Raw genomic sequence first — 20,442 nt, forward strand, 5'->3', positions numbered from 1 at the left:
GTTAGTAGGCTGTGATATCGGCTAAAATAGAAGCCACGAAAACAAAACGAGCACCGTCAGTAGGTGCTCGTCAGTTTAACATGTGAAGGCAATATACCTTTAGGCTTTTTGCTCTTGAGTAGCGCTGCTAGCTTGTTTCTTTAGTTGCATGCGTTTACCTAACCAGACACCTAGGCCTAGCGGAGCAAAGAAGACCACCACTAAGAAGAGTACAAAGTATAAAATCAGGCTCTTTAGCGTTTTAGTTATCTCTTGAAACACCACTTCAACCGTGCGCTGAGATAACTGCTCTAAATCAACAGCGACCGCGGCACGCTCGCGAGCCACCATAGCTTCAAGCGCCATACGCTCATTTTTAACCATAAGCTCTAATGCCTGACGCTCTACCGACAGTTGATTAAGCTTATCGTCCGTTGTCGCACTCAACTCTGCTAGTAGAGGCGTCAATTCTGTACGCATATCGACAGCTAAGCTCTGCATCATCTCAGGGCTTTGCGCCATTAATTGCTGAAACTTAGCCGAAGTATCACTGATGCTCATTAAGGTTCGCTGAATTTCATCGGCATTAATATTTGAATGCAAGGCATAAAGCTCAGCCTTCCAACCCAAAATCTTAGGCATCTGCTCGGCTATCATCGCCATTCTGTCCGAGATGTCACTCATCACTTCCGGCACAGTACCAAAAGTAGTGATGGCATCAAACTCGCTGATTTGATGGAATTCCAACCAATCGGTAAACGCCGACTCACGGGCAAATGCCATATCTTTAATAGGATGGCTGGCAACATATTGCTGTACAAATTCTTGGTTCTTTTTAAAGTTGGCGGTGCCAAACTTCTTAATAGTACGCTCGAATTGATCGCGTAATTTAATACTCGCGTCTACAGCAACTTGCTGCTGTTCTGCAAACAGATTTTTGCCTGCTCCACTTTCAAAGAACTGTAACATCTGCTCGGTAAAAACCCAGGTATCGACCATAGCTGCAGTTGGCGAGGCTTGGAAAATCGTATGCTGCAGATTTTGCTCGGCATTAATTTTCCACATCAAGGTATTAGACTGGATAGGAATACTGTCGGTATTGCGTTCGATAAGATCCGCAGCACTCTCAACCTGACTATAAAAAACGGTACTGAAATCGCGGCTAAACACCCGCATGTTAAGCTGATCTTTTGGCAGAGGTTCAATACCACTTTCCAACTTAATTTCTAACAGTGAACAAGCGCTCGTTAGTGTTGCCACAACAGCTAACAAACAAAAGCGAAACATCGCCTTCATAACTCCTCCAAAAATCACACAATTCATTGAATATTTTGGTAAAATATACCTAAGAAATAATTCTAACACTGCATATCTACAATACCTATCGCTATGTCTACTATCGCTTATTAACAGCTTTGATAAATAGGGTTCTCTGCCCGCTTTAAACTATTTTCACTTGTAAGCTAATTCTAGCTAACTTAAAATCTGCCGCAAATTCGAACAACAAATCTGATACCTTACTTTATGAAGCAATCACCTTGTGTAGCCCAATGTGGCCTAAATGATGAAGATTATTGTATGGGTTGCTATCGTCATATCGATGAGATTGTCGGTTGGGGAAGTGCTAGCGATGAGCGAAAATCTCAAATCTGGCAAAGTCTAACTGAGCGAAAAGCCTTGATGCAAGGTGGGCAAAATAGCGCTATTTTGAGCAGAGCTAAATGGCTAGAAGCAGAGCAAAGATTAAAGCCAGCTAAGCCAGACGAGAGCCTGTAGAAAACAAAAAAGCCGCTATAAGCGGCTCTTTTATAAGTTACTTTTGATAAAAAGCTGTCGCGACTACTTTTTCAGCATACTCTTTAAATCCGCAAACGGATTATAAGTCGCTGCTTCCACTTTAGTTTCAGTGGTTGAGCCATATTGAATCAACTCTTCAAACTTTGAGTGTTCGTTGTCATGGCAGTAAAGACATAACAGCTCCCAGTTAGAGCCATCTGATGGGTTATTATCGTGATTATGATCGCGATGATGTACCGTCAACTCTCTTAGGTTGGCATTGTTAAATTCTCGAGTACAACGACCACAAACCCATGGATAGAGTTTAAGCGCCTGTTCACGATAACCGACTTCACGCTTTGCTTTATATTCTCTAGCCTCAGCCAATACTCTATCTAACTTACTTTGCCCTTGATTGGTCGACATGCTCTTTCTCATTTAAAGTTTGTTACCTAGAGCCAATTGTATCACTGACTCTAGGGAAGTTTCACTGCAAATTACTGACTAACGTTTTACCAATAATGGCGACTAAGCGTTAGTTTCACTGCTTAGATACTCTGAACTTGATAGGTGTAAGTAATGTAAGTATTTCTCATACTGAGTCACCACATCCGCCAAGATCTGTTCTTGAGTAAAGCCCATCACGTCATAGTGCTGACCGCCGTGCTCTAAGAACACTTCTACACGGTAGTAGAAGTTATCACCATCATCATTACTAACATCACTGTCTAACGGATTCGAAATGGTATAAGCACGAATACGTAGGCCGTAAACAAAGTCATTATGCTCTTCACTATGGACCACGAAACGCACACGATTGTCGAAGTTTAAGATCTCTGCCGAAATCGAGCGACTTAGGAAGCTTTCACATACTTTTGATAATGCTGGTTGTGCGACATCATCTAAGAAGTCTTGGGCTTCTTGCTGACTTGGGTGAGACAGCAAGACATCGATATGTGATTCCCAACTTACATTGGTTTTAGTGAACTGCACGCTAGTATTATGAGACTGAACGCTGTTGATCTTAAGCCAGTCATCTTTAAGCGCTTTGTACAGACCAAAACACATCAATAACATCACGATTAAGAAAGGTAGCGCACTGGCAATAGCTGCGGTTTGTAGGGCTTGTAAGCCACCAGCTAACAATAGCACCGATGCCACCACACCTTGCATTAAGGCCCAAAAAATACGCTGCCATACAGGCGCGTTATGATCGCCACCCGATGTCAGGTTATCAATAACCAATGAGCCTGAGTCTGATGATGTCACGAAGAAAGTAACAACTAGACACAGTGCAATCGTCGACAGCAAGGTTGAGAACGGTAAATGCTCAAAAAATACGAACAGAGCAACCGATACATCAGATGATACTGCGTCAGACAGATAGGTTCCGCCATTTGAAATCACATCAATCGCGCTATTACCAAAGCCTGTCATCCACAGGAAGGTCAGCGCAGACGGTACAAACAATACACCCACTAAAAATTCACGAATGGTACGTCCGCGAGAAACACGAGCAATAAAAGTACCGACAAATGGAGACCATGAGATCCACCAGCCCCAGTAAAGTAACGTCCAACCACCAATCCAGTCATTCTTCTGCTCGTAAGCATATAAGTTAAATGTCTTACCGACGATATCACTTAAGTACGCACCGGTGTTTTGAACAAATGCTTGCAAAAGTTCAACCGTTGGACCAAATACAAGCACAAACAATAACAGCAGTACTGCTAGCAGCAGGTTTAATTCACTTAAGCGCTTTACGCCTTTGTCTAGACCTGAGAATACCGATACGGTAGCAATTAGACACACGCCGATGATCAAACCGACTTGAACAGTCGTGCTAACAGGCACACCTAAAAGATAGTTAAGTCCGGAGTTAAGCTGTAGTACACCAAAGCCTAATGAGGTAGCGACACCGAACATGGTACCAAGTACCGCAAAGGTATCGACAGCATGACCAATTGGGCCATAAATTTTGTCACCAATTAACGGATACAAGGCACTTCTTGGCAGCAAAGGTAACTTATGACGATATGAGAAATATGCCAAACTTAATGCCACTACCGCATAAATAGCCCATGCATGAACTCCCCAGTGAAAGAAGGTGATCTTCATGGCATCTTTTGCCGCTTGAATCGTTAATGGGTCCGCATCAGGCGGTGACATGTAGTGCATCACAGGCTCTGCCACACCGAAGAACATCAAGCCTATCCCCATGCCTGCTGAAAACAGCATTGCAATCCAGCTCTTATAGGTGTAGTCAGGCTCAGCGTGATCAGGGCCTAGTTTGATGTCACCAAAACGGCTAACCATCACGAAAATGATAAAGATAAGAAATACCGCTACGCCCAAAATGTATAGCCAACCAGCTTTAAGCTCGAACCATGATTGGGCTGTTTTAAATACATCTTGTGACTGAGTGGGCCAAATGGCGCAAACTGCGACCATTAAAGTTATTAAAATGACTGAAGAGAAAAAAACAGGTGGATTAATACTCGATTTTATCGACATATAGTTACCGCGATTAATGAAGTACACGCACTAATTCTAGCTTTACGTGACAGGGCCGCCAGAGGTTAAAGCGTATTATCTAATATAAAAATACACTGGCGGGATTATTTTTTGTTGTTAAACCCGTAAGTAATACTCACCTTAGAGATGTTCATAAAACCTAGAGGCTTATCTTTAATATAGATGAGTCTTTTGGTTAATTAACATCTAATACCAATCATGGTAAATAATTACCTTATGCCTAGTAACCAAGGTCAACTAGAACATAAGCACTTACTTACCGTGAAAGGCACACAAATCACATTGAATAGCTAAACCCTAGAATGCCCTGTTAGAGGGTAGCTCAGCTATTAAATAGAATTTGACGTACGGGTTATAACAACACAATATTTACTTACACCATACATTATTTCCCGTGTTAATGATTTCGTCTATAGCGCATAAACATAAAAAGCAGCTTATCGCTGCTTTTTTGTTTAAGTTAAGTCAACATTTAATGGAAAACGTGAACTCAATCGCATTGCGATTTTTTAACATTTAGATTGGATTGGCAAACAAATGCTCAAAAACCTTAAAGGTTTAAATCTTTTTCCATCTCTTCATAAGAGATATGGCGCACATCTTTGCCCTTCACATAGTAGATGATGTACTCACAAATGTTCTGACAACGGTCACCCACACGTTCTACTGCACGGGCAGCCCAAAGTACATCTAACACTTCAGGAATTGAACGCGGATCCGCCATCATGTAAGTCATCAACTGACGAATAATGCCTTCATATTCTTTGTCTAGTTTGCTGTCTTCTTTGTGCAACTCAAACGCCACATCGGCATCCATACGCGCTAATGCGTCAAGTGTTGAGTGCAAAGTACGGGTAGCATGACGCCCCATGTTTTCGATACTGACAAGCAGAGGTTGTTGATTCTTAGAACGCTTATCCATTGCCGCTTTAGCAATCTTCACGCAAGCATCACCAATGCGCTCAAGATCGGTAATGGTTTTAGAAATGGCTAACACTAGACGCAAATCACTTGCTGCTGGCTGACGCTTAGCGATGATACGGGTACACTCTTCATCAATAGCCACTTCCATGCCATTGACCTTGTGGTCACCATCTATCACCTTTTGAGCGAGCTCAGCATCTAGAGCACTTAACGCATCTAATGACTGCTCTAGTTGACGCTCTACTAGGCCTCCCATTGCCAGCACTCGATTGCGAATATCATCCAACTCAGCGTTAAACTGACCCGAGATATGTTTGTTTAAATTCATGTTTTCCATTGCAGTTATTCCCTATCTCTATTAACCGTAACGGCCAGTAATATAATCTTCGGTTTTCTTCTGCTTAGGCGTGGTGAATATGGTGTTGGTGTCAGCATATTCAATAAGTTCGCCCATATACATAAATGCAGTTTGATCCGATACTCGCGCAGCCTGTTGCATGTTATGCGTCACAATCACTACGGTATATTTAGATTTAAGATCGGTGATCAACTCTTCAATGGTCAAAGTTGAAATCGGATCCAGCGCCGATGTCGGTTCATCGAGCAATAACACCTCTGGCTCAATGGCAATGGCGCGTGCAATCACAAGACGCTGCTGCTGACCACCGGACAAACCAAAGGCATTGTCGTGTAATCTGTCTTTAACTTCATCCCAGATTGCAGCACCGCGCAGTGAGCGCTCAGCGGCATCATCAAGCTCGCGGCGGTTATTCACGCCTTGCAGACGCAAACCGTACACCACATTTTCGTAGATTGACTTAGGGAAAGGATTAGGGCGCTGGAACACCATGCCGACATTACGACGAAGCGCTGCCACATCTACCCTTTTATCGTAAATATTCTGTCCGTGTAACATGATCTCACCGCCAATATGGCAGTTATCGACCAGGTCATTCATACGGTTAATACAGCGAAGTAACGTCGACTTACCACAACCACTTGGGCCGATGAATGCCGTCACCTTTTTCTTAGGGATCTTCATAGACACATCGAACAGTGCCTGCTTATCACCATATTTAAGATCTAGGTTACGGATCTCTAGGGCTGTTTGTTCTGCTGTTAAGTTTTCTAGGTCTAGCATATCAGTCTTCATTACCGATTGATCTATTGAAATCATGTTCTTTCCTACTGCTTAGGATAATCGTCAATTAGTGCTCAAGCGAACGATATTTTTCGCGTAAGTGGTTTCGTACACCGATGGCGGTTAAATTAAGTGCCACAATTACCGAGACCAAAAGGAATGAAGTAGCGTATACCAGTGGACGCGCTGCTTCTACGTTAGGGCTTTGGAATCCCACATCATAGATATGGAAACCTAAGTGCATAAACTTACGTTCTAGATGCACAAATGGGAAATTCATGTCTATTGGCAGTGTCGGTGCAAGCTTTACCACACCCACCAACATCAAAGGTGCGACCTCACCTGCTGCACGGGCAACAGCCAGAATCAAACCTGTCATAATGGCAGGACTTGCCATTGGGATAATAATGCGCCACAGAGTTTCAGCCTTTGTCGCGCCGAGTGCCAAGCTACCTTGACGTACTGAACTTGGAATACGACTCAAGCCTTCCTCTGTCGATACAATCACCACAGGCAAGGTTAAAATAGCCAAGGTCAATGCTGACCAGATCACCCCTGGTGAACCAAATGTCGGAGCGGGCAGCGCTTCAGGGTAGAACAACTGATCTAATGTGCCACCAAACATATATACGAAGAAGCCGAGGCCAAAGACACCGTACACAATTGATGGTACGCCGGCTAAATTAATCACCGCGATGCGAACCATCTTAGTAATTGGGCCTTTTTTAGCATATTCATGTAAGTAGATAGCTGCGATAACCCCGAACGGCGTCACGATTACAGCCATCAGCATCACCATAAACACTGTGCCGAAAATCGCAGGGAAAACACCACCTTCGGTGTTTGCTTCACGTGGGTCATCACTAACAAACTTACCCACACCAATAAACCAGTGGCCAATTCTACCCATTAGCCCCAATCGGTTGGCGTAAGTCACATCTAAGATAGTGTCTAATTTGAGTGTCACTTCTTCGCCGCGCATATCGCGAATAACCACAGAATCTCTGCCAGCTTCAGTCTTAAGTGCAAAGAACTCCTTCTCTACAATAAGATATTCGGCGTTGAGCTTGGCACGCGCAGCTTCAATTTCCGCTTTGCGTGTCTCTGTTAATGCGTTATCCAGCTCATAGCGACGTGACTTTAAACGTAGATTCTCAAGATCATAGTTAATCGAGCCAATCGATCCTTTTTGAATATCGAGTGCTTCATCGTTAAGCTCAACGGCGCGATCGATGTGAGATTGGAAATCAGCCTCGATATCTTGTGACGTTAATCGCTTGCCATCTTCGATAATCGCCACAGGGAAACCATAAAAGTCACCATTTTTACTGCGCTCGATAACTGCAATGTTTTCAGGCTGTGAGCGAGAGATAATATCTGTTGCCAAAATCCAACGGAAATCCAGTCCCACGAACTCACGGTTACCAGTCTTAACCAAATAACGGGTCACGGTATCACCGACTTCGGTCTCGAACTTATGTCCCGCAGCAAGTAAGCGCTCTGTTGGCACTTCTTCTTTATCGTAGACTTCACCAATAAGCGTATAACGCTCACCTTGTTGGTTCTTCATCTCCCACTGATAAATGTCTGCAGGCCAGAAGTAACTCAGACCACGCCAGGCAATTAGCAGCAAAAGCCCAAGTACCGCAATCAAACACACGCTTACTGCGCCACTGGTCATCCAAATCCAAGGAGAACCTGATTTAAACCACTTACCCATTAGCTAAACCTCTTAAGGCTACTGCCGAAATAGCATTTAGTGAAATTGTATTAAACATCATTTTCTTATCATCCATAACAATGGGTTTAAAGTGAGCTGTAACGTTCACGTAGACGCTGTCTCACCACTTCCGCAATCGTGTTGAAGAAGAAAGTAAAGATAAATAAAACAAAGGCAGCCAAGAACAGCACTCGATAGTGGGAGCTACCAATTGCTGACTCAGGCATTTCTACCGCGATGTTTGCAGCTAGGGTTCTCATTCCCTCAAACACACTCCATTCCATAATCGCAGTGTTACCTGTCGCCATCAGTACAATCATGGTCTCACCGACAGCGCGGCCAAGCCCCATCATGACCGCAGAGAAAATACCTGGGCTTGCCGTAAGCAATACGACGCGCGTTAGGGTCTGCCAAGTCGTTGCCCCTAGTGCCAAACTTCCGTTTGATAGGTGACGTGGCACAGAGAACACAGCATCTTCTGCAATAGAGAAAATCGTAGGAATAACCGCAAAGCCCATGGCAATACCTACTACTAAGGCATTACGCTGATCGAAGGTGATCCCAAGTTCGTTAGTGATAAACATTCGGGTATCACCGTCGAATAGAGCCAACTCAAGAGTGGGACTAATTGCAAATGAGAACCAACCGACAAAAATAATGACAGGCAACAGCATCAGCTCTTGATAAGTCTCTGGTAGACGTTGTTTCCAGTTGGCTGGCATCTTGTGCCAAGCAAAGGCCGTACTTAAAATTGAGACAGGAAGCAGCACTAATAAGGTGATGATCCCGGGCAAGTTATCTTCAATGAGAGGAGCTAACCATAGACCCGCTAAGAAACCCAAGATAACCGTAGGCAGCGCTTCCATGATCTCAATAGTCGGTTTAACAATGGCGCGCACTTTAGGCGACATGAAGTAAGCGGTATACACGGCGCCAGCAATGGCTAACGGCGTAGCAAATAACATGGCATAAAGCGCAGCTTTCATGGTACCAAATGCCAATGGCATTAAGCTTAGTTTGGCTTCGAAATCGTCAGAGCCTGATGTCGACTGCCACACATACATTGGTTCAGGATAACCTTCGTACCAAACCTTCTCCCACATAGCGCTCCAAGATACTTCTGGATGAGTATTTGATACGCTAAATAAGTTCAGCTTACCCTCCGCCTCAACGATTAGCGCATTTGAACGTGGACTAAATCCTACTGTACCTGGATTATTAAGACTGAATTTCTCGGAGAAGAGTTTTCTTTCACTGGTAGTGTAAAGTAGGCTTAGCTCGCCATTTTCTGTAATGGTAACAAAACTCTTACGGTAAAATTCAGAGGCCACACTTTTGATATCGCCCTTGCCTTTAAAGTCTCGTATCTCTTGATATTGACGCCCTTGCTCTCCATTCACCTGAAAATACTGCTGTACTAAGCCAGTATCATAACTCACCAGTAATGAGCTAGCTCCGGCCAATAAGGTCACATTTGTTACCTTGGCGTTTGCGCGCCCTAGTGACAGAACTTGGCTCAATTGCACCGCTTCAGCATCACGGATATCGTAGATGAACAGCTTGTTATCAGAGCTTAAAATCAGTTGACGTTGATCTGGCGTCATCAACTGCTGTTGAACATTGACCGGAGAATCAGGAATGGTGCTTTGATAAGACAGCCACTCCACCTCTTCTGTCATCATGTTTTCTTCACCTTCTTGGCGAGAAAGATGCCAGACTTTATCGTCGGTTTGATACACGAAGCTCATTTTGTCGCTACTATAGTCGAACACTAAGTTGTTTAATGCACGTCCTTGAGAGTCAACGGTTAACGGTTCATTGCCGTTAGAAAAGCGAACTTTTGGTGTGATTAAGCGTTTATCATCTGGGTAAGTCACCCCAAATTCGACGCCTGCAATAATCACCTGGCCATTATTTAAACCTAATGCAAAACGTTGCTCACTCGGCATGGCCGCAGAGCTACTAACCACATGAGTGCCCGCGGGTGTATTGATTTGTTCAGTTCTTAATAGCTGAGATGTATGTGTATCATAAAAATCAACCTTACCAAGTTGTGATACTCGATACATGATTTCATTTTGCTCGTCGCTACCGACCATTAAGGCTGGCTTGCTGTCGTGATACTCAGCACTCACAACAGGCGCAACTTCCGCACTATCGAAGATTGGCTTTACCACATAAAGTAGATAAAAGAAGATCAGTAGCAGCGCAACAAATACCATGGTTCCACCAACGGTGACACCAATTTGTGCTGCTTTATCCTTGATTGCTCTGCGCGAAGTACCATTGTTTATCAATAGGTTTTTCGCAGCAGGTCCAGGCTGAGATACCTGAGTTTCCATTAAGAACCTCGATTATTATAAAGCCAGTCAAATTTTAACTGGGATTGTATTAACGACTATGCTAACACTAGGGATATATAGTGTTTTATAACAACATCTACGCACTCGTATTTTAATGTTGAGCATTATATGACGCAAAAATGACACTAGTGTTACAGCGATGAACTAAAAGCAGATCGATTTAGCATCAATTTTTGTGCTAAAAACTAGGGAAACTGAGTCTATCTCTTTAAGATCTAGCAAGAATATACGCATTGGCATGATAAATAATGGAGTAATATCAAATGTTAAGATATCTAGTTACCCTGCAAGCAAAGGATAGAGAAGGCTTAGTAGAACAAATCGCTCATTCAGTCAGTCGCCATGGTGGCCATTGGCTTGACTCTGAACTGCGCCATATAGATGGGATTTTTGCCGCGATATTACTGTTAGAGGTCCCCTCCGCGAGCTGGGATGAACTTATCGAAAGTTTAGAGCTTCTAGACGGAATATCCTTAACCTACGCCAAAACCACTAAGCCTCCAGCTAAAAATAAACATGTCAGTTACTCATTAGTGGCATACGACAGACCCGGTTTAGTACATGAAATATCCAATAAGATTAGTGCGCTCGGTATTAATATCGAACATATGAGTACTCGCTATGAAAGCGCAAGTCATACGGGGATTGCACTATTTAGAGCAGATTTTAATGTGAGTATGAAAGATGCCCTCGATGGTGAGCGGTTAACTCAATCCCTTCACAGTATTGGAGATGATGTCGTACTCGATAATCTGTCACTGTAACTGTAGTGCTAGCCAGAGCTAACACTTTCTGGCTAGCATAACCTTTCAAGTAATGCCAATAGAAATGGAATGTCATCGGCCGCACCAGCACCACTGCGGGCGCGGTTCAATTCAACGAAGTATCTCAACTTACTCTCTAAGGCTGTGGACACTCTGGACAATCAGGGCAAAGCTTACAACTCGCTTCAGCCTCCATAGACTCTACTGCTTCTCCAAAGAATGTGTCACCAGTTGCTTTTACTGTATCTACGAAAGCTCTCACCATATCGCCTGAAACCCCCTCTTCAGGAAGCTCATTCAATTCAGGGAGAGGGACATAGTTACCTGAGTAATCTTCACAAGCACCAGGAGCAAGAACGTCGACCATATGAATAACTTCAGTCATATTGCCGTGGGTCTCTTCAACCACGATATCCTTGATAAGTACATTTGAGTCGTTACAAACATCCCCTCCATAGTTAACTTGGAGGCCGTAATCACCGTAACCATTTTGCACAACGACAGTGGAGCACTCTTTTGTCACATTCAACTTGCCAGGGAATGTTTCTACTGGACAGTCAAACTCGTTGCTATCACCGGCTATAACTGTACCGCCACTTTCAACAGCAGCCTTAGCCTCCGCAGAACCACTAATCCCATTGATATCTGTGATAAAAGAGCTGTCAAATGTTTTTGATTCACCAACAGCGAGCGTGCCCTTGATAAACTCCTCGTCAGAAACATCTGTTTTCGCAACAATATCAAATAATTGAAGTGAACCAGTATTTTCTACTTTAAGTAAATAGTCGTATTTAATTGCACTACCACCGTCTACAAGCGTTCCGCCTTCACAGGTGAGATTAACTTTCAATTCGGGCTTACCTGGTATGTAACAAAATGAAATATGACTGAGTCCATAGAATTTATTACTTGCCTTTTCCGGCGCATGTAAACCAGCATCAGAGCTAGTAAACGACCCCATGTAATTATAAAGGTTACCTCCAGGCCCCCCTTTAACAAATACGCCAAGCATGATCACGGCACTGTCTCCTTGGTCCCACGACAATGTTTTAGCGCCTTTTTGTACATCAAGAGTGACTGATAGCTCACCATCATAATCCGAATATGTACCATCATAGACAGGCTCAACTTTTAGCTCTCTTAAATCTTCGTTATTAAAAAATTCGGAACAGGTTGGATTTCCCGCAAACTCTTGCGGTTGAAATCCTCCTGCAGAGGGTGATCCAGCATCTGAACGTACAACTTGAAGACTGAGAACAGCACTGATAACCAGCAGTAAAGCCAATTGTTTAAAAAATTTACTCCTTACTACGTCAATGAGCATAGTTTGGCAACATGACCTAGCAGAGTCGAAAAGTGTTAAGTTCATTAGGTTATCTCCTTGAAGTGATAATTAATGCCCTTATCCCATGCTAACTAAAGGACATCCTAGCCAAGGTGTAGCAACTCCCGAGCCAAGACGTAAACGACTGAAAATATTTAGTTTTAAATCCGTATCGCAGCAATAAATGTTCAAGGTGAACAGATGTACATTACAGAGTGTTACTCTCCCTAGACAATTCGTTAAGCTAGTGGTTTGCAAATTAAGTGAGTAAGAGCAGTTATCAAGCATCGCCGAAATCTAGCAAAAGTTATTAACCTTTAAGCTTGAAAGAACACATCGTTGATAATGGATAAAATCAAGAAGAGCAATCAAGGATTTCATCAATAGCAATCGATAAAACCATTCCAAATGTGGCTTAACAATCTGTTAGACTAAAGCCAAATATTGATAAAAATAGAAATGTCATGCTTGGAACATTAAGAAAAATGCGCAGCCACTTAGATGAGAATAACGTGGTGCAATATCAACTGCCTGTTGGCGAAGAGTTATTGGATCTCAATCCATTAATTGGTCAACAACTTACGCTCACTCATACCGGTAAAATCCTCTGCTGTAGCTGTGGTAAGAAAACCAAAAAGAGTTACTCTCAGGGTCACTGCTACGTATGCATGCAAAAGCTAGCAAGTTGCGACATGTGCATCATGAAGCCTGAAACTTGTCACTATGCAGCAGGCACCTGCCGCGAGCCATCATGGGGTGAGGCTAATTGTTTTGTACCTCACTATGTCTACTTATCTAATACTTCTGGCGTGAAGGTGGGGATTACCCGCCACACTCAGCTGCCTACCCGCTGGATTGACCAAGGTGCTACCCAAGGTTTGCCTATTTTTAAAGTTGAAACTCGTCTTCTATCAGGTTTAATTGAAACCGCGCTAGCTGAAATGATTGCAGATAAGACTAACTGGCGCACTATGCTTAAGGGTAACGCTGACGATCTGGATCTTAAACAACAAGCAGAAGTGCTTATTCCGCACATTAGCGAACGTTTAAAAGAGATCACCTCTGAGCACGGTGAGTTTGCAGTGTCGCAGCTCGATGAACCAATTCAAGCGATTAACTATCCAGTAAGCGAGTTTCCAACCAAAATTAGTTCGCATAACTTTGATAAAAACCCTGAAGTATCTGGGATTTTGAAAGGCATAAAAGGCCAGTATTTAATCTTCGATACCGGCGTAATCAACATGCGTAAATTTGGCTCTTACGAGATAAGTGTCAGCTACTAAAAGTTTTTAATAAAATAGCTTATTTTAACTCAATAAAAATGCCCCGCATTAGCAGGGCATTTTTATTTAATCACTCATAATAAGTATAGAGTTACTCAAGTGAAGATTCAGAAACTAAACTGCGGGTACAGATTGAAGCATAGTCGATAATAAACGCTCGAAACGTTGCTCACGTTGCAGAGGACTATTGTCCAAATCGGTAAAGCCTTGCGCTAATACACGCCACACTGGCACAGGATTATAAGGAGAAAATAACGCAACTAAAACAGACCCTTTTTCATATTCATCATCAACACCTGCGGTCGATAAGCCTGCCACTAAGCCAGCCTTTTTCAAAATTTCTTTATCACTCATTTCAGATTCAAGTGCTAAGCCAAAACCAACTAACACACTCGGTGTCTCATGAGACTTGGCTAAATGGTAACCTTTTGCCTGCATTGCCTGAGTAATCGCTGCTTGCATATGCTTAATCACAACCTCATTATCAACCTCATCACTGGCGTGAACAGCAAACATAGTCGGGTGCCAGGAAAATGCTTTTGAAGATTGGCTTAGCATTGTCAAATCGCCAGTGGTCACCATAGTCGTACGCGTTGCCGCCACCTCAGCTTCAGCACTATCGGTTGTACTGCAACCTGCCAATAGTAATAATCCACTCAATAGCAGTAAGACATATTGTTTAATCATAAGTTGAAAATCCTTCTTTTAGCTCGCTCCAGCGTAACACCTTAAACATTAACCTAACCTGACTAATAAGCTGCTGTCGACAGTAAAAGCTAATTTAGCTAAGGTATTTTTTAATCCCAAATAAAAAGCCGACTCATAAAGAGTCGGCTTAATTACTTACTTTGGCTTGTTAAAGTCGTACTTACTTAATGTTAACCACTAAGCTTGCACCTTCACTTGATGGCGCGCCATCAGCACTGATGTAATACCAACCTTCTGCAGGAGCATTAATCGTTAGGCTTTCAACATTTCCTTGGCTCTCAGACTTAACTTCATAAGAGTTAGGACCTGCCCAAGTTTGGCTGTTACCGTAAAGGTCTACGTTACCTGTACCGTTAGCACTTGCAACACTGACTTCTTCTGTTCCTGTTGGTACGTAGAAGTAGTAGCTTGAATGACCATCTTCAATACATATTGCTTCACCAAACTCAACTCCGCCATAGCCATATGGAGATTGGGTCGCACAGGCATCTGCAACTGTTGTTGGTGGAGTAACCGTATCGCCGCCATCAGACAGGCTTACTTTAAGGCTTACACCTTCAAAATCTTGATATGCTAACAAGCTCACATATACCCAACCTCGGTTGGCAATAACGCTAATTGACTCTTCGTTACCATCATTTTCTGAGCGCGCATCAAAATCTTGTGGCTTAGCCCAAATATCTTGGTTGAAGAACAAGTCAACATCACCTTCACCACCTGAAGTAGTTAGATAAAGCTGTGTGTTGTCTTCTTCGATATAGGTGTAGAAGTAGTTGATATCCGTACCTTCAACACACTCAACCTTATCGTGAGTTAGCTTGCCATCTCTAATGGTTGCTGCACCACAATTCTCAATAGGTTCACTTGGACCATCAACGTCAGCATTGTCACCAATTCCATCACCATCTGAATCAGCCCACTCAGTAGGATCTGTTGGGAAAGCATCGGCATTATCACCTACACCATCGCCATCGGTATCGCGAGTTTCAGACGCGTCTGTAGGGAACTCATCAGCGTTATCACCTACACCATCGTTATCTGTATCATGAGTTTCAGATGGATCATTCGGGAATGCATCTTGTGAATCAGGTACACCATCGCCATCTGAGTCGACAGGTTGTGGCACAATACCTGTGCTGATTGTGTCATTATTACTTGTTACTGACTCTAACCATGCATACCACTCATCGTTATAGTTTTCACCAATCGTGTTGTCGATATACGTCAACCAACCATCGGCATCGCCACCACGAGCAAGAACCAGTAGAGCATCAACATCGCTTCTATGTTTTTCAAATAAGAAACGCACAGCTAGATAGCCCCAGCTATAAACACGGTCTGAACCACTGTTATAAGTGTTACCAAGGATCTCAGCTAAGCTATATTCCTTAGAACGGCCCATATCAACAGCGCCATCGTTACGATTTTGCTTAGAAATATACTCTGCTAGACCTTCTGTCCACCATACCGACTTACCTGTATCGATATCGAAGTAGTTAAACGCACCGTAAAGGTTAAAGCGACCATCTAGATAATGCACATATTCGTGCTTCAAATTCCAAACTAGAATATCTTCAGTCCATGTTGCTTCATGGGCAATAAAGCGGGCTTGGTTACCTTCTTGTGATGGCGTCCCCTCCAGGTACATACCACCGTTGTTGGTACTGATCCCAAAAATCACCCCAGCGTACTGAGCGTAGTCGTCGTAGCTGTCAAAGATGTTGACTTCTAAGCTTTCGTTGTAATCATCCGCAACAGGCTGGTTGCCAGTCCCAAGTACGTCATGGAATAACACTTCCTCTGCGCCCATTAGATCACAAGATTGTTGTAGCTCGTCATTAGTTAGCTGTTGGGCACGAATATAAATGGTATCGCTACAGCTGTAGTTAATTGGTAGCGCTGCTTGCTCTAGCTCTTCTTCCCAACCACAAATGCCAAAACTTTCACAATCGCCAGGGTTATAGTAATCAAGGTAACCCGCTGCATCTGCCCACTCTGCAGAAGCACGTTCAAACTTATTCATGTACTGCTGAACGCCATCATTCAAACGTGTTTTAAAGCTTTCAGGTAGATCCCAGTACGCTTGATATTCATAAAAACGGCCAAACTCATGAAACGCATCTGTTGATTCATACTGGTAATCAGAATTAATAATATAATCAGATGTGGCAATTTTAAGCAGCGCATCAATCAGCTCACCGTGCTCTAGTGCTTTGCTATTGTAATCTTCTGCCCAACTACCGTAATAAAGAGTTGTTAATGCACTCGTCATTGCTGCGCGGTGACGGTTACTTGCTAAAAAGTCTGCATTAAACATCTGTAAGTAATCGGTGATCACCGGCACACTTTCTAGGATATGATCGGCACTCGCCCATGATGTAAAGAACTCCATCAAGGTGTCGCCAGCTGAATGAGTAATTTCAAACAACTTTGGATTCTTCGAATACTCTACTAATGCGCCATAAAGAGCGTCTGCAGCTTGAGTGTCGCTATAGTTTAGGTCGTCGTTGTAGAACTCAATATAAAATGCACCACGTAAGTAATAGAACAAGTTACGCAGTTCATAACCTGTGCTGCTGTCATAGGTTGCAGCCATAGATGCTGTAAGATTTGCAACAGCAACAATATTCTCGCTCTGGAAAGCTGCAACTGATACTGCATCGTTACGTGAATAAAGCGCAGAGATACATGAAATATCGGCTTCTCTCACATAATCAAACAAGTCTTGACCACTTAAGGCTGAAAGTTCTGCGCTACATACTTCAGCGTCAGTTTCAGCAGCAGGGCCGACTGCACCAATAGCCCCTGCTGGTGCTTCTACTTTTTTAGCTTGGCTCTTATCAATGTTCTGACGCTGTGTTTTCTCTGCATCTTTTTGTGTACCTGGTACATTTGCACCTTTATCGAAACGGTTTTTAAGTTCAGTACCATGAGGAGCTTTAGATGCTTCTTTAGTTGAAGGTGCACTCTCACTATGAGCAATTGCAGCTCCTGGAAACAAAATAGCAGAACAAGCAAGTGCTAAAGCATGAACTTTAAACTGACCTTTTCTAGCTTGTGACTTAGATGATTTGATTGACATGTTTGACTCCAATTATTCGCGACTATGTCGTTAAACCACCTAATACAGGGAAGTGATAATCAGACTGATACAAGGTTTTACTTGTCGCGCTTGCTGTTGCGATATTTTTATATTTGTTAATCTTTCGTTAAAAAGATGATCCAATTTATAATTTATACAATATCCACATGCAAGCAAAAAAATCACTCAAATATTGGTAAGTATGCACATATACAAAGATTTAGTGAATGAACATTCAAGTGTCAAAAACTTTACTCCAGTTAAACAGTTACAATCACCATGCTAAAACTGATAACAAGTCACTGAGTAAGCCATGATGGTGCTATCAGTTAACGCTAAACAACCGAAACTAAATATGTTTCCCTCTATTTGAGCAACATCTAAATATCTAGGATTTTCTCAGTAGAACATAAAGTTAGCACTAAAGTCGTAGAGTGCACTATCGCAATGGATAATGAGTGATGGTAGCCCCTAGCCGTCATGATATTTATGACTTTAGGATTCAGTTATTTTATCATCGTCAAAAAATAACCTAGTGAAAGCCAAGCAGGTATAAGGTTGTTAATAACCCATTCAAAGTGACTAAAAATTCAATATTAAATTATTATGAAGTACGTATAACAAAAAGAAATAACATATTTCTAAGTGGTTATAAGCAAAGCGATAAAAATTAGACTTTTACGCCTGTAGTCTGATCACGCTACTATTGACCTTCTTTTTACTATTTAGCCCTTTCGAGCCACAGAACATGGGCATGTAGCAGGTATTGACGCTGTATATGGAACTTATTCTAACAATTGCACTTTTCGCATTTTCTTCAGGGATCACCCCAGGTCCAAATAACATCATGTTAATGTCTTCTGGCGTTAACTTCGGGGTAAAACGCAGCCTGCCTCACCTGTTTGGGATCTGCATAGGGTTTCCTGCAATGGTGCTAGCAATAGGCTTAGGCTTAAGTGCGGTATTTGTCAGCTTTCCTATACTGCACACCGTCATCAAATATGTTGGCATTAGTTATATGCTGTATTTAGCATGGCTAATTGCTAATAGCAGCGCCAAAATGAACGGAAAAGATACTCCCTCTCCTCTCACCTTTATTCAAGCTGCTGCATTTCAATGGGTTAATCCTAAAGCATGGATAATGGGGATCGGCGCTGTTGCGGCTTTTACTAGCATGAGCCAAACACTAGCGCCTCAGGTATTAACCATCTCTTTAGTCTTTTTTGTAGTCGCCCTACCTAGCGCCTTTGTTTGGCTAGGATTTGGCGTAGCGCTAAAACGCATATTAAAGAATCAAAAACAGCAAAAAATCTTTAATGTCACTATGGCGCTCTTGCTTGTACTATCGATCCTACCTATGATCCGGCCATAACTTATCAAAGGCAGCATCTGATGACTCAGGTAATCACTCCCGAATTACAAGCGTACGCAACAGAAACCGAAAACTGGGTAAAACAGGTGATTATGAAATATAACATCTGTCCTTTTGCTAGACGCGAAGTCGAGCGCGCCAGTATCAGATATGCCGTCATCGATGAGTCTCGCATGCAGGATGTACTGCAAGCACTAATCGATGAGTGTGTTTTTCTCGATGAACACACCGATATTGAAACGACCTTATTTATTCTGCCTAGAGGCTTTGAGGGCTTTTACCTCTATCTCGACTTAGTCGATATCGCTAATGACCTGCTTATCGAACAAGGCTATGAAGGTGAATATCAACTGGCAAGCTTTCACCCAGACTATTGCTTTGAAGATGAAGCTCAAGACTCGGCAGCTAATTATACCAACCGCTCACCTTATCCAACTTTACATATTATTCGTGAAGCGAGCATGGAGTTGGCGCTCGCCACTTACGATGAGCCAGAGACTATCCCTGAGCGCAACATCGCTTTTGCCGAGCGTAAAGGCAGTGAGTTCTTTGTTAACTTGCTCGCACACTGCAAGAAGAGCAAATAACAATCTCTTTCTATGGCTACCTGGTTATGGTGGCCAAATAATTATTCCCCAGAATTAGGACATAAGCTGCATGGCTAAAAAGTATTACGTAGTATGGGCTGGCCGTGAAACCGGTATTTTTACCAGCTGGGATTACACCAAAAAGCAGGTCGACAAATTTCCTCAGGCCAAATATAAGTCTTTCCCTACGGAAGCCGAAGCCAAGGCAGCCTTTGCCAAAGCGCCGAGTTACAGCAGTGCGACTAAAAAAGCGACATCAGGTCCTGCCAAAGCCAAAACTGCCGCTAAAGCCAGCCTAGATATCAACCTAAACCGCTGTGATGTGTCTATTTTTACCGATGGCGGCTGTGAGCCTAATCCTGGCAAAGCGGGCTCAGGAGTGGCTGTTTATCGTAATGCCGTACTTTCAGAGCTGTATTACGGCCTCTATAACGCTAATGGCACCAATAACTCTGCCGAGCTAAACGCTTTACATCAAGCACTATTAATTGCCGAAAATGCTCTTAAACAAGGCTTAACTGTGCAGGTTTTAAGTGACTCGCAGTACTCAATCAACTGCATCACAAACTGGGCTTACGGCTGGAAAACCAAGGGTTGGAAGCGTAAAGTTGCTGGCGATATCAAAAACTTAGATATCATTCAGCAGTCTCATGCGCTGTATGACTCACTAAAAGATAAACTCAACATTCAACACGTTGCCGCTCACGTTGGTATCGAAGGTAACGAACTGGCTGACCGCATGTCGATTTACGCTATCGACCAAAAAGATCCAGCGTTTTGCCGTTATCCAGACCCGATTGTACTGGCTGATATTCTTAGCCTACGTGCAGGTTAGTATTTAGACATTAGTCGGTGTTTTGTATTTATTAAGTCTAAAAAATAGG

General features: G+C 42.9%; 16 protein-coding genes. 6 read left to right on the forward strand and 10 right to left on the reverse strand.

Annotation, left to right across the window (positions count from 1 at the left end; translation table 11 throughout):
- Positions 1 to 99: 99 nt before the first annotated feature.
- The gene (locus K5Q73_RS09200; RefSeq protein ID WP_220760353.1) at positions 100 to 1,275 is read right to left on the reverse strand and encodes a chemotaxis protein; all 1,176 of its coding nucleotides are present in this window, start codon (positions 1,273 to 1,275) and stop codon (positions 100 to 102) included.
- Between the two features lie 228 nt (positions 1,276 to 1,503).
- Here K5Q73_RS09200 and K5Q73_RS09205 point away from each other — a divergent pair, with 228 nt between their 5' ends.
- Positions 1,504 to 1,755 (forward strand): DUF1289 domain-containing protein, encoded by a 252-nt coding sequence (locus K5Q73_RS09205; RefSeq protein ID WP_220760351.1) that lies wholly within the window; start codon positions 1,504 to 1,506, stop codon positions 1,753 to 1,755.
- A gap of 63 nt (positions 1,756 to 1,818) precedes the next feature.
- On the opposite strand, the gene K5Q73_RS09210 is transcribed toward K5Q73_RS09205, so the two are convergent.
- The 6 genes from K5Q73_RS09210 to K5Q73_RS09235 all read right to left on the reverse strand — a co-directional run bounded on the left by K5Q73_RS09210 (position 1,819) and on the right by K5Q73_RS09235 (position 10,417).
- On the reverse strand, positions 1,819 to 2,181 hold the full coding sequence (locus K5Q73_RS09210; protein ID WP_041410992.1) for a YajD family HNH nuclease: 363 nt from the start codon (positions 2,179 to 2,181) through the stop codon (positions 1,819 to 1,821).
- A 102-nt stretch (positions 2,182 to 2,283) separates the two neighbouring features.
- Positions 2,284 to 4,269 carry a BCCT family transporter gene (locus K5Q73_RS09215; RefSeq protein WP_220760466.1) on the reverse strand — a complete coding sequence of 662 codons (1,986 nt, stop codon included), beginning with the start codon at positions 4,267 to 4,269 and terminating at the stop codon, positions 2,284 to 2,286.
- Positions 4,270 to 4,840: 571 nt separating this feature from the next.
- Entirely contained in the window at positions 4,841 to 5,551 is a 711-nt protein-coding gene (gene phoU, locus K5Q73_RS09220; protein ID WP_220760349.1) for a phosphate signaling complex protein PhoU, read from the reverse strand.
- A gap of 21 nt (positions 5,552 to 5,572) precedes the next feature.
- On the reverse strand, positions 5,573 to 6,391 hold the full coding sequence (gene pstB / locus K5Q73_RS09225) for a phosphate ABC transporter ATP-binding protein PstB (RefSeq protein ID WP_220760348.1): 819 nt from the start codon (positions 6,389 to 6,391) through the stop codon (positions 5,573 to 5,575).
- 31 nt (positions 6,392 to 6,422) lie between these two features.
- Entirely contained in the window at positions 6,423 to 8,075 is a 1,653-nt protein-coding gene (pstA, locus tag K5Q73_RS09230; RefSeq protein WP_220760346.1) for a phosphate ABC transporter permease PstA, read from the reverse strand.
- Between the two features lie 86 nt (positions 8,076 to 8,161).
- A complete protein-coding gene (locus K5Q73_RS09235; RefSeq protein ID WP_220760344.1) occupies positions 8,162 to 10,417 on the reverse strand; it encodes an ABC transporter permease subunit in 2,256 nt (751 codons plus the stop codon).
- A gap of 284 nt (positions 10,418 to 10,701) precedes the next feature.
- Between K5Q73_RS09235 and K5Q73_RS09240 the strand changes: the two genes are divergently transcribed.
- Complete coding sequence (locus tag K5Q73_RS09240) at positions 10,702 to 11,202, forward strand: glycine cleavage system protein R (protein WP_220760342.1); 501 nt, start codon at positions 10,702 to 10,704, stop codon at positions 11,200 to 11,202.
- Positions 11,203 to 11,338: 136 nt separating this feature from the next.
- Here K5Q73_RS09240 and K5Q73_RS09245 read toward each other — a convergent pair whose 3' ends face one another.
- Positions 11,339 to 12,571, reverse strand: coding sequence for a hypothetical protein (locus tag K5Q73_RS09245; protein WP_220760340.1), 1,233 nt, complete (start codon positions 12,569 to 12,571; stop codon positions 11,339 to 11,341).
- 419 nt (positions 12,572 to 12,990) lie between these two features.
- Here K5Q73_RS09245 and K5Q73_RS09250 point away from each other — a divergent pair, with 419 nt between their 5' ends.
- Positions 12,991 to 13,809: a DUF2797 domain-containing protein gene (locus tag K5Q73_RS09250; protein WP_220760338.1), complete on the forward strand. Its 819-nt coding sequence runs from the start codon at positions 12,991 to 12,993 to the stop codon at positions 13,807 to 13,809.
- A 114-nt stretch (positions 13,810 to 13,923) separates the two neighbouring features.
- Here the strand turns inward: K5Q73_RS09250 and K5Q73_RS09255 are convergent, their stop codons facing one another.
- Both K5Q73_RS09255 and K5Q73_RS09260 read right to left on the reverse strand, forming a co-directional pair.
- The gene (locus K5Q73_RS09255) at positions 13,924 to 14,496 is read right to left on the reverse strand and encodes a DUF4136 domain-containing protein (RefSeq protein ID WP_220760336.1); all 573 of its coding nucleotides are present in this window, start codon (positions 14,494 to 14,496) and stop codon (positions 13,924 to 13,926) included.
- Between the two features lie 181 nt (positions 14,497 to 14,677).
- Positions 14,678 to 17,599 carry a M9 family metallopeptidase gene (locus K5Q73_RS09260; protein ID WP_220760334.1) on the reverse strand — a complete coding sequence of 974 codons (2,922 nt, stop codon included), beginning with the start codon at positions 17,597 to 17,599 and terminating at the stop codon, positions 14,678 to 14,680.
- Between the two features lie 778 nt (positions 17,600 to 18,377).
- On the opposite strand from K5Q73_RS09260, the gene K5Q73_RS09265 reads away from it, so the two are divergent.
- The 3 genes from K5Q73_RS09265 (at position 18,378) to K5Q73_RS09275 (ending at position 20,393) form a co-directional block, all read left to right on the forward strand.
- The gene (locus K5Q73_RS09265) at positions 18,378 to 18,971 is read left to right on the forward strand and encodes a LysE family translocator (protein WP_220760332.1); all 594 of its coding nucleotides are present in this window, start codon (positions 18,378 to 18,380) and stop codon (positions 18,969 to 18,971) included.
- Positions 18,972 to 18,991: 20 nt separating this feature from the next.
- On the forward strand, positions 18,992 to 19,558 hold the full coding sequence (locus K5Q73_RS09270) for a DUF1415 domain-containing protein (RefSeq protein WP_220760330.1): 567 nt from the start codon (positions 18,992 to 18,994) through the stop codon (positions 19,556 to 19,558).
- Between the two features lie 70 nt (positions 19,559 to 19,628).
- Positions 19,629 to 20,393, forward strand: a complete 765-nt coding sequence (locus K5Q73_RS09275; protein ID WP_220760328.1) for a ribonuclease H family protein — start codon at positions 19,629 to 19,631, stop codon at positions 20,391 to 20,393.
- The last annotated feature ends 49 nt before the right edge of the window (positions 20,394 to 20,442 follow it).

The sequence above is a fragment of the Shewanella sp. MBTL60-112-B2 genome (genome assembly GCF_019655055.1).
In the GTDB taxonomy this organism is placed as follows: domain Bacteria; phylum Pseudomonadota; class Gammaproteobacteria; order Enterobacterales; family Shewanellaceae; genus Shewanella.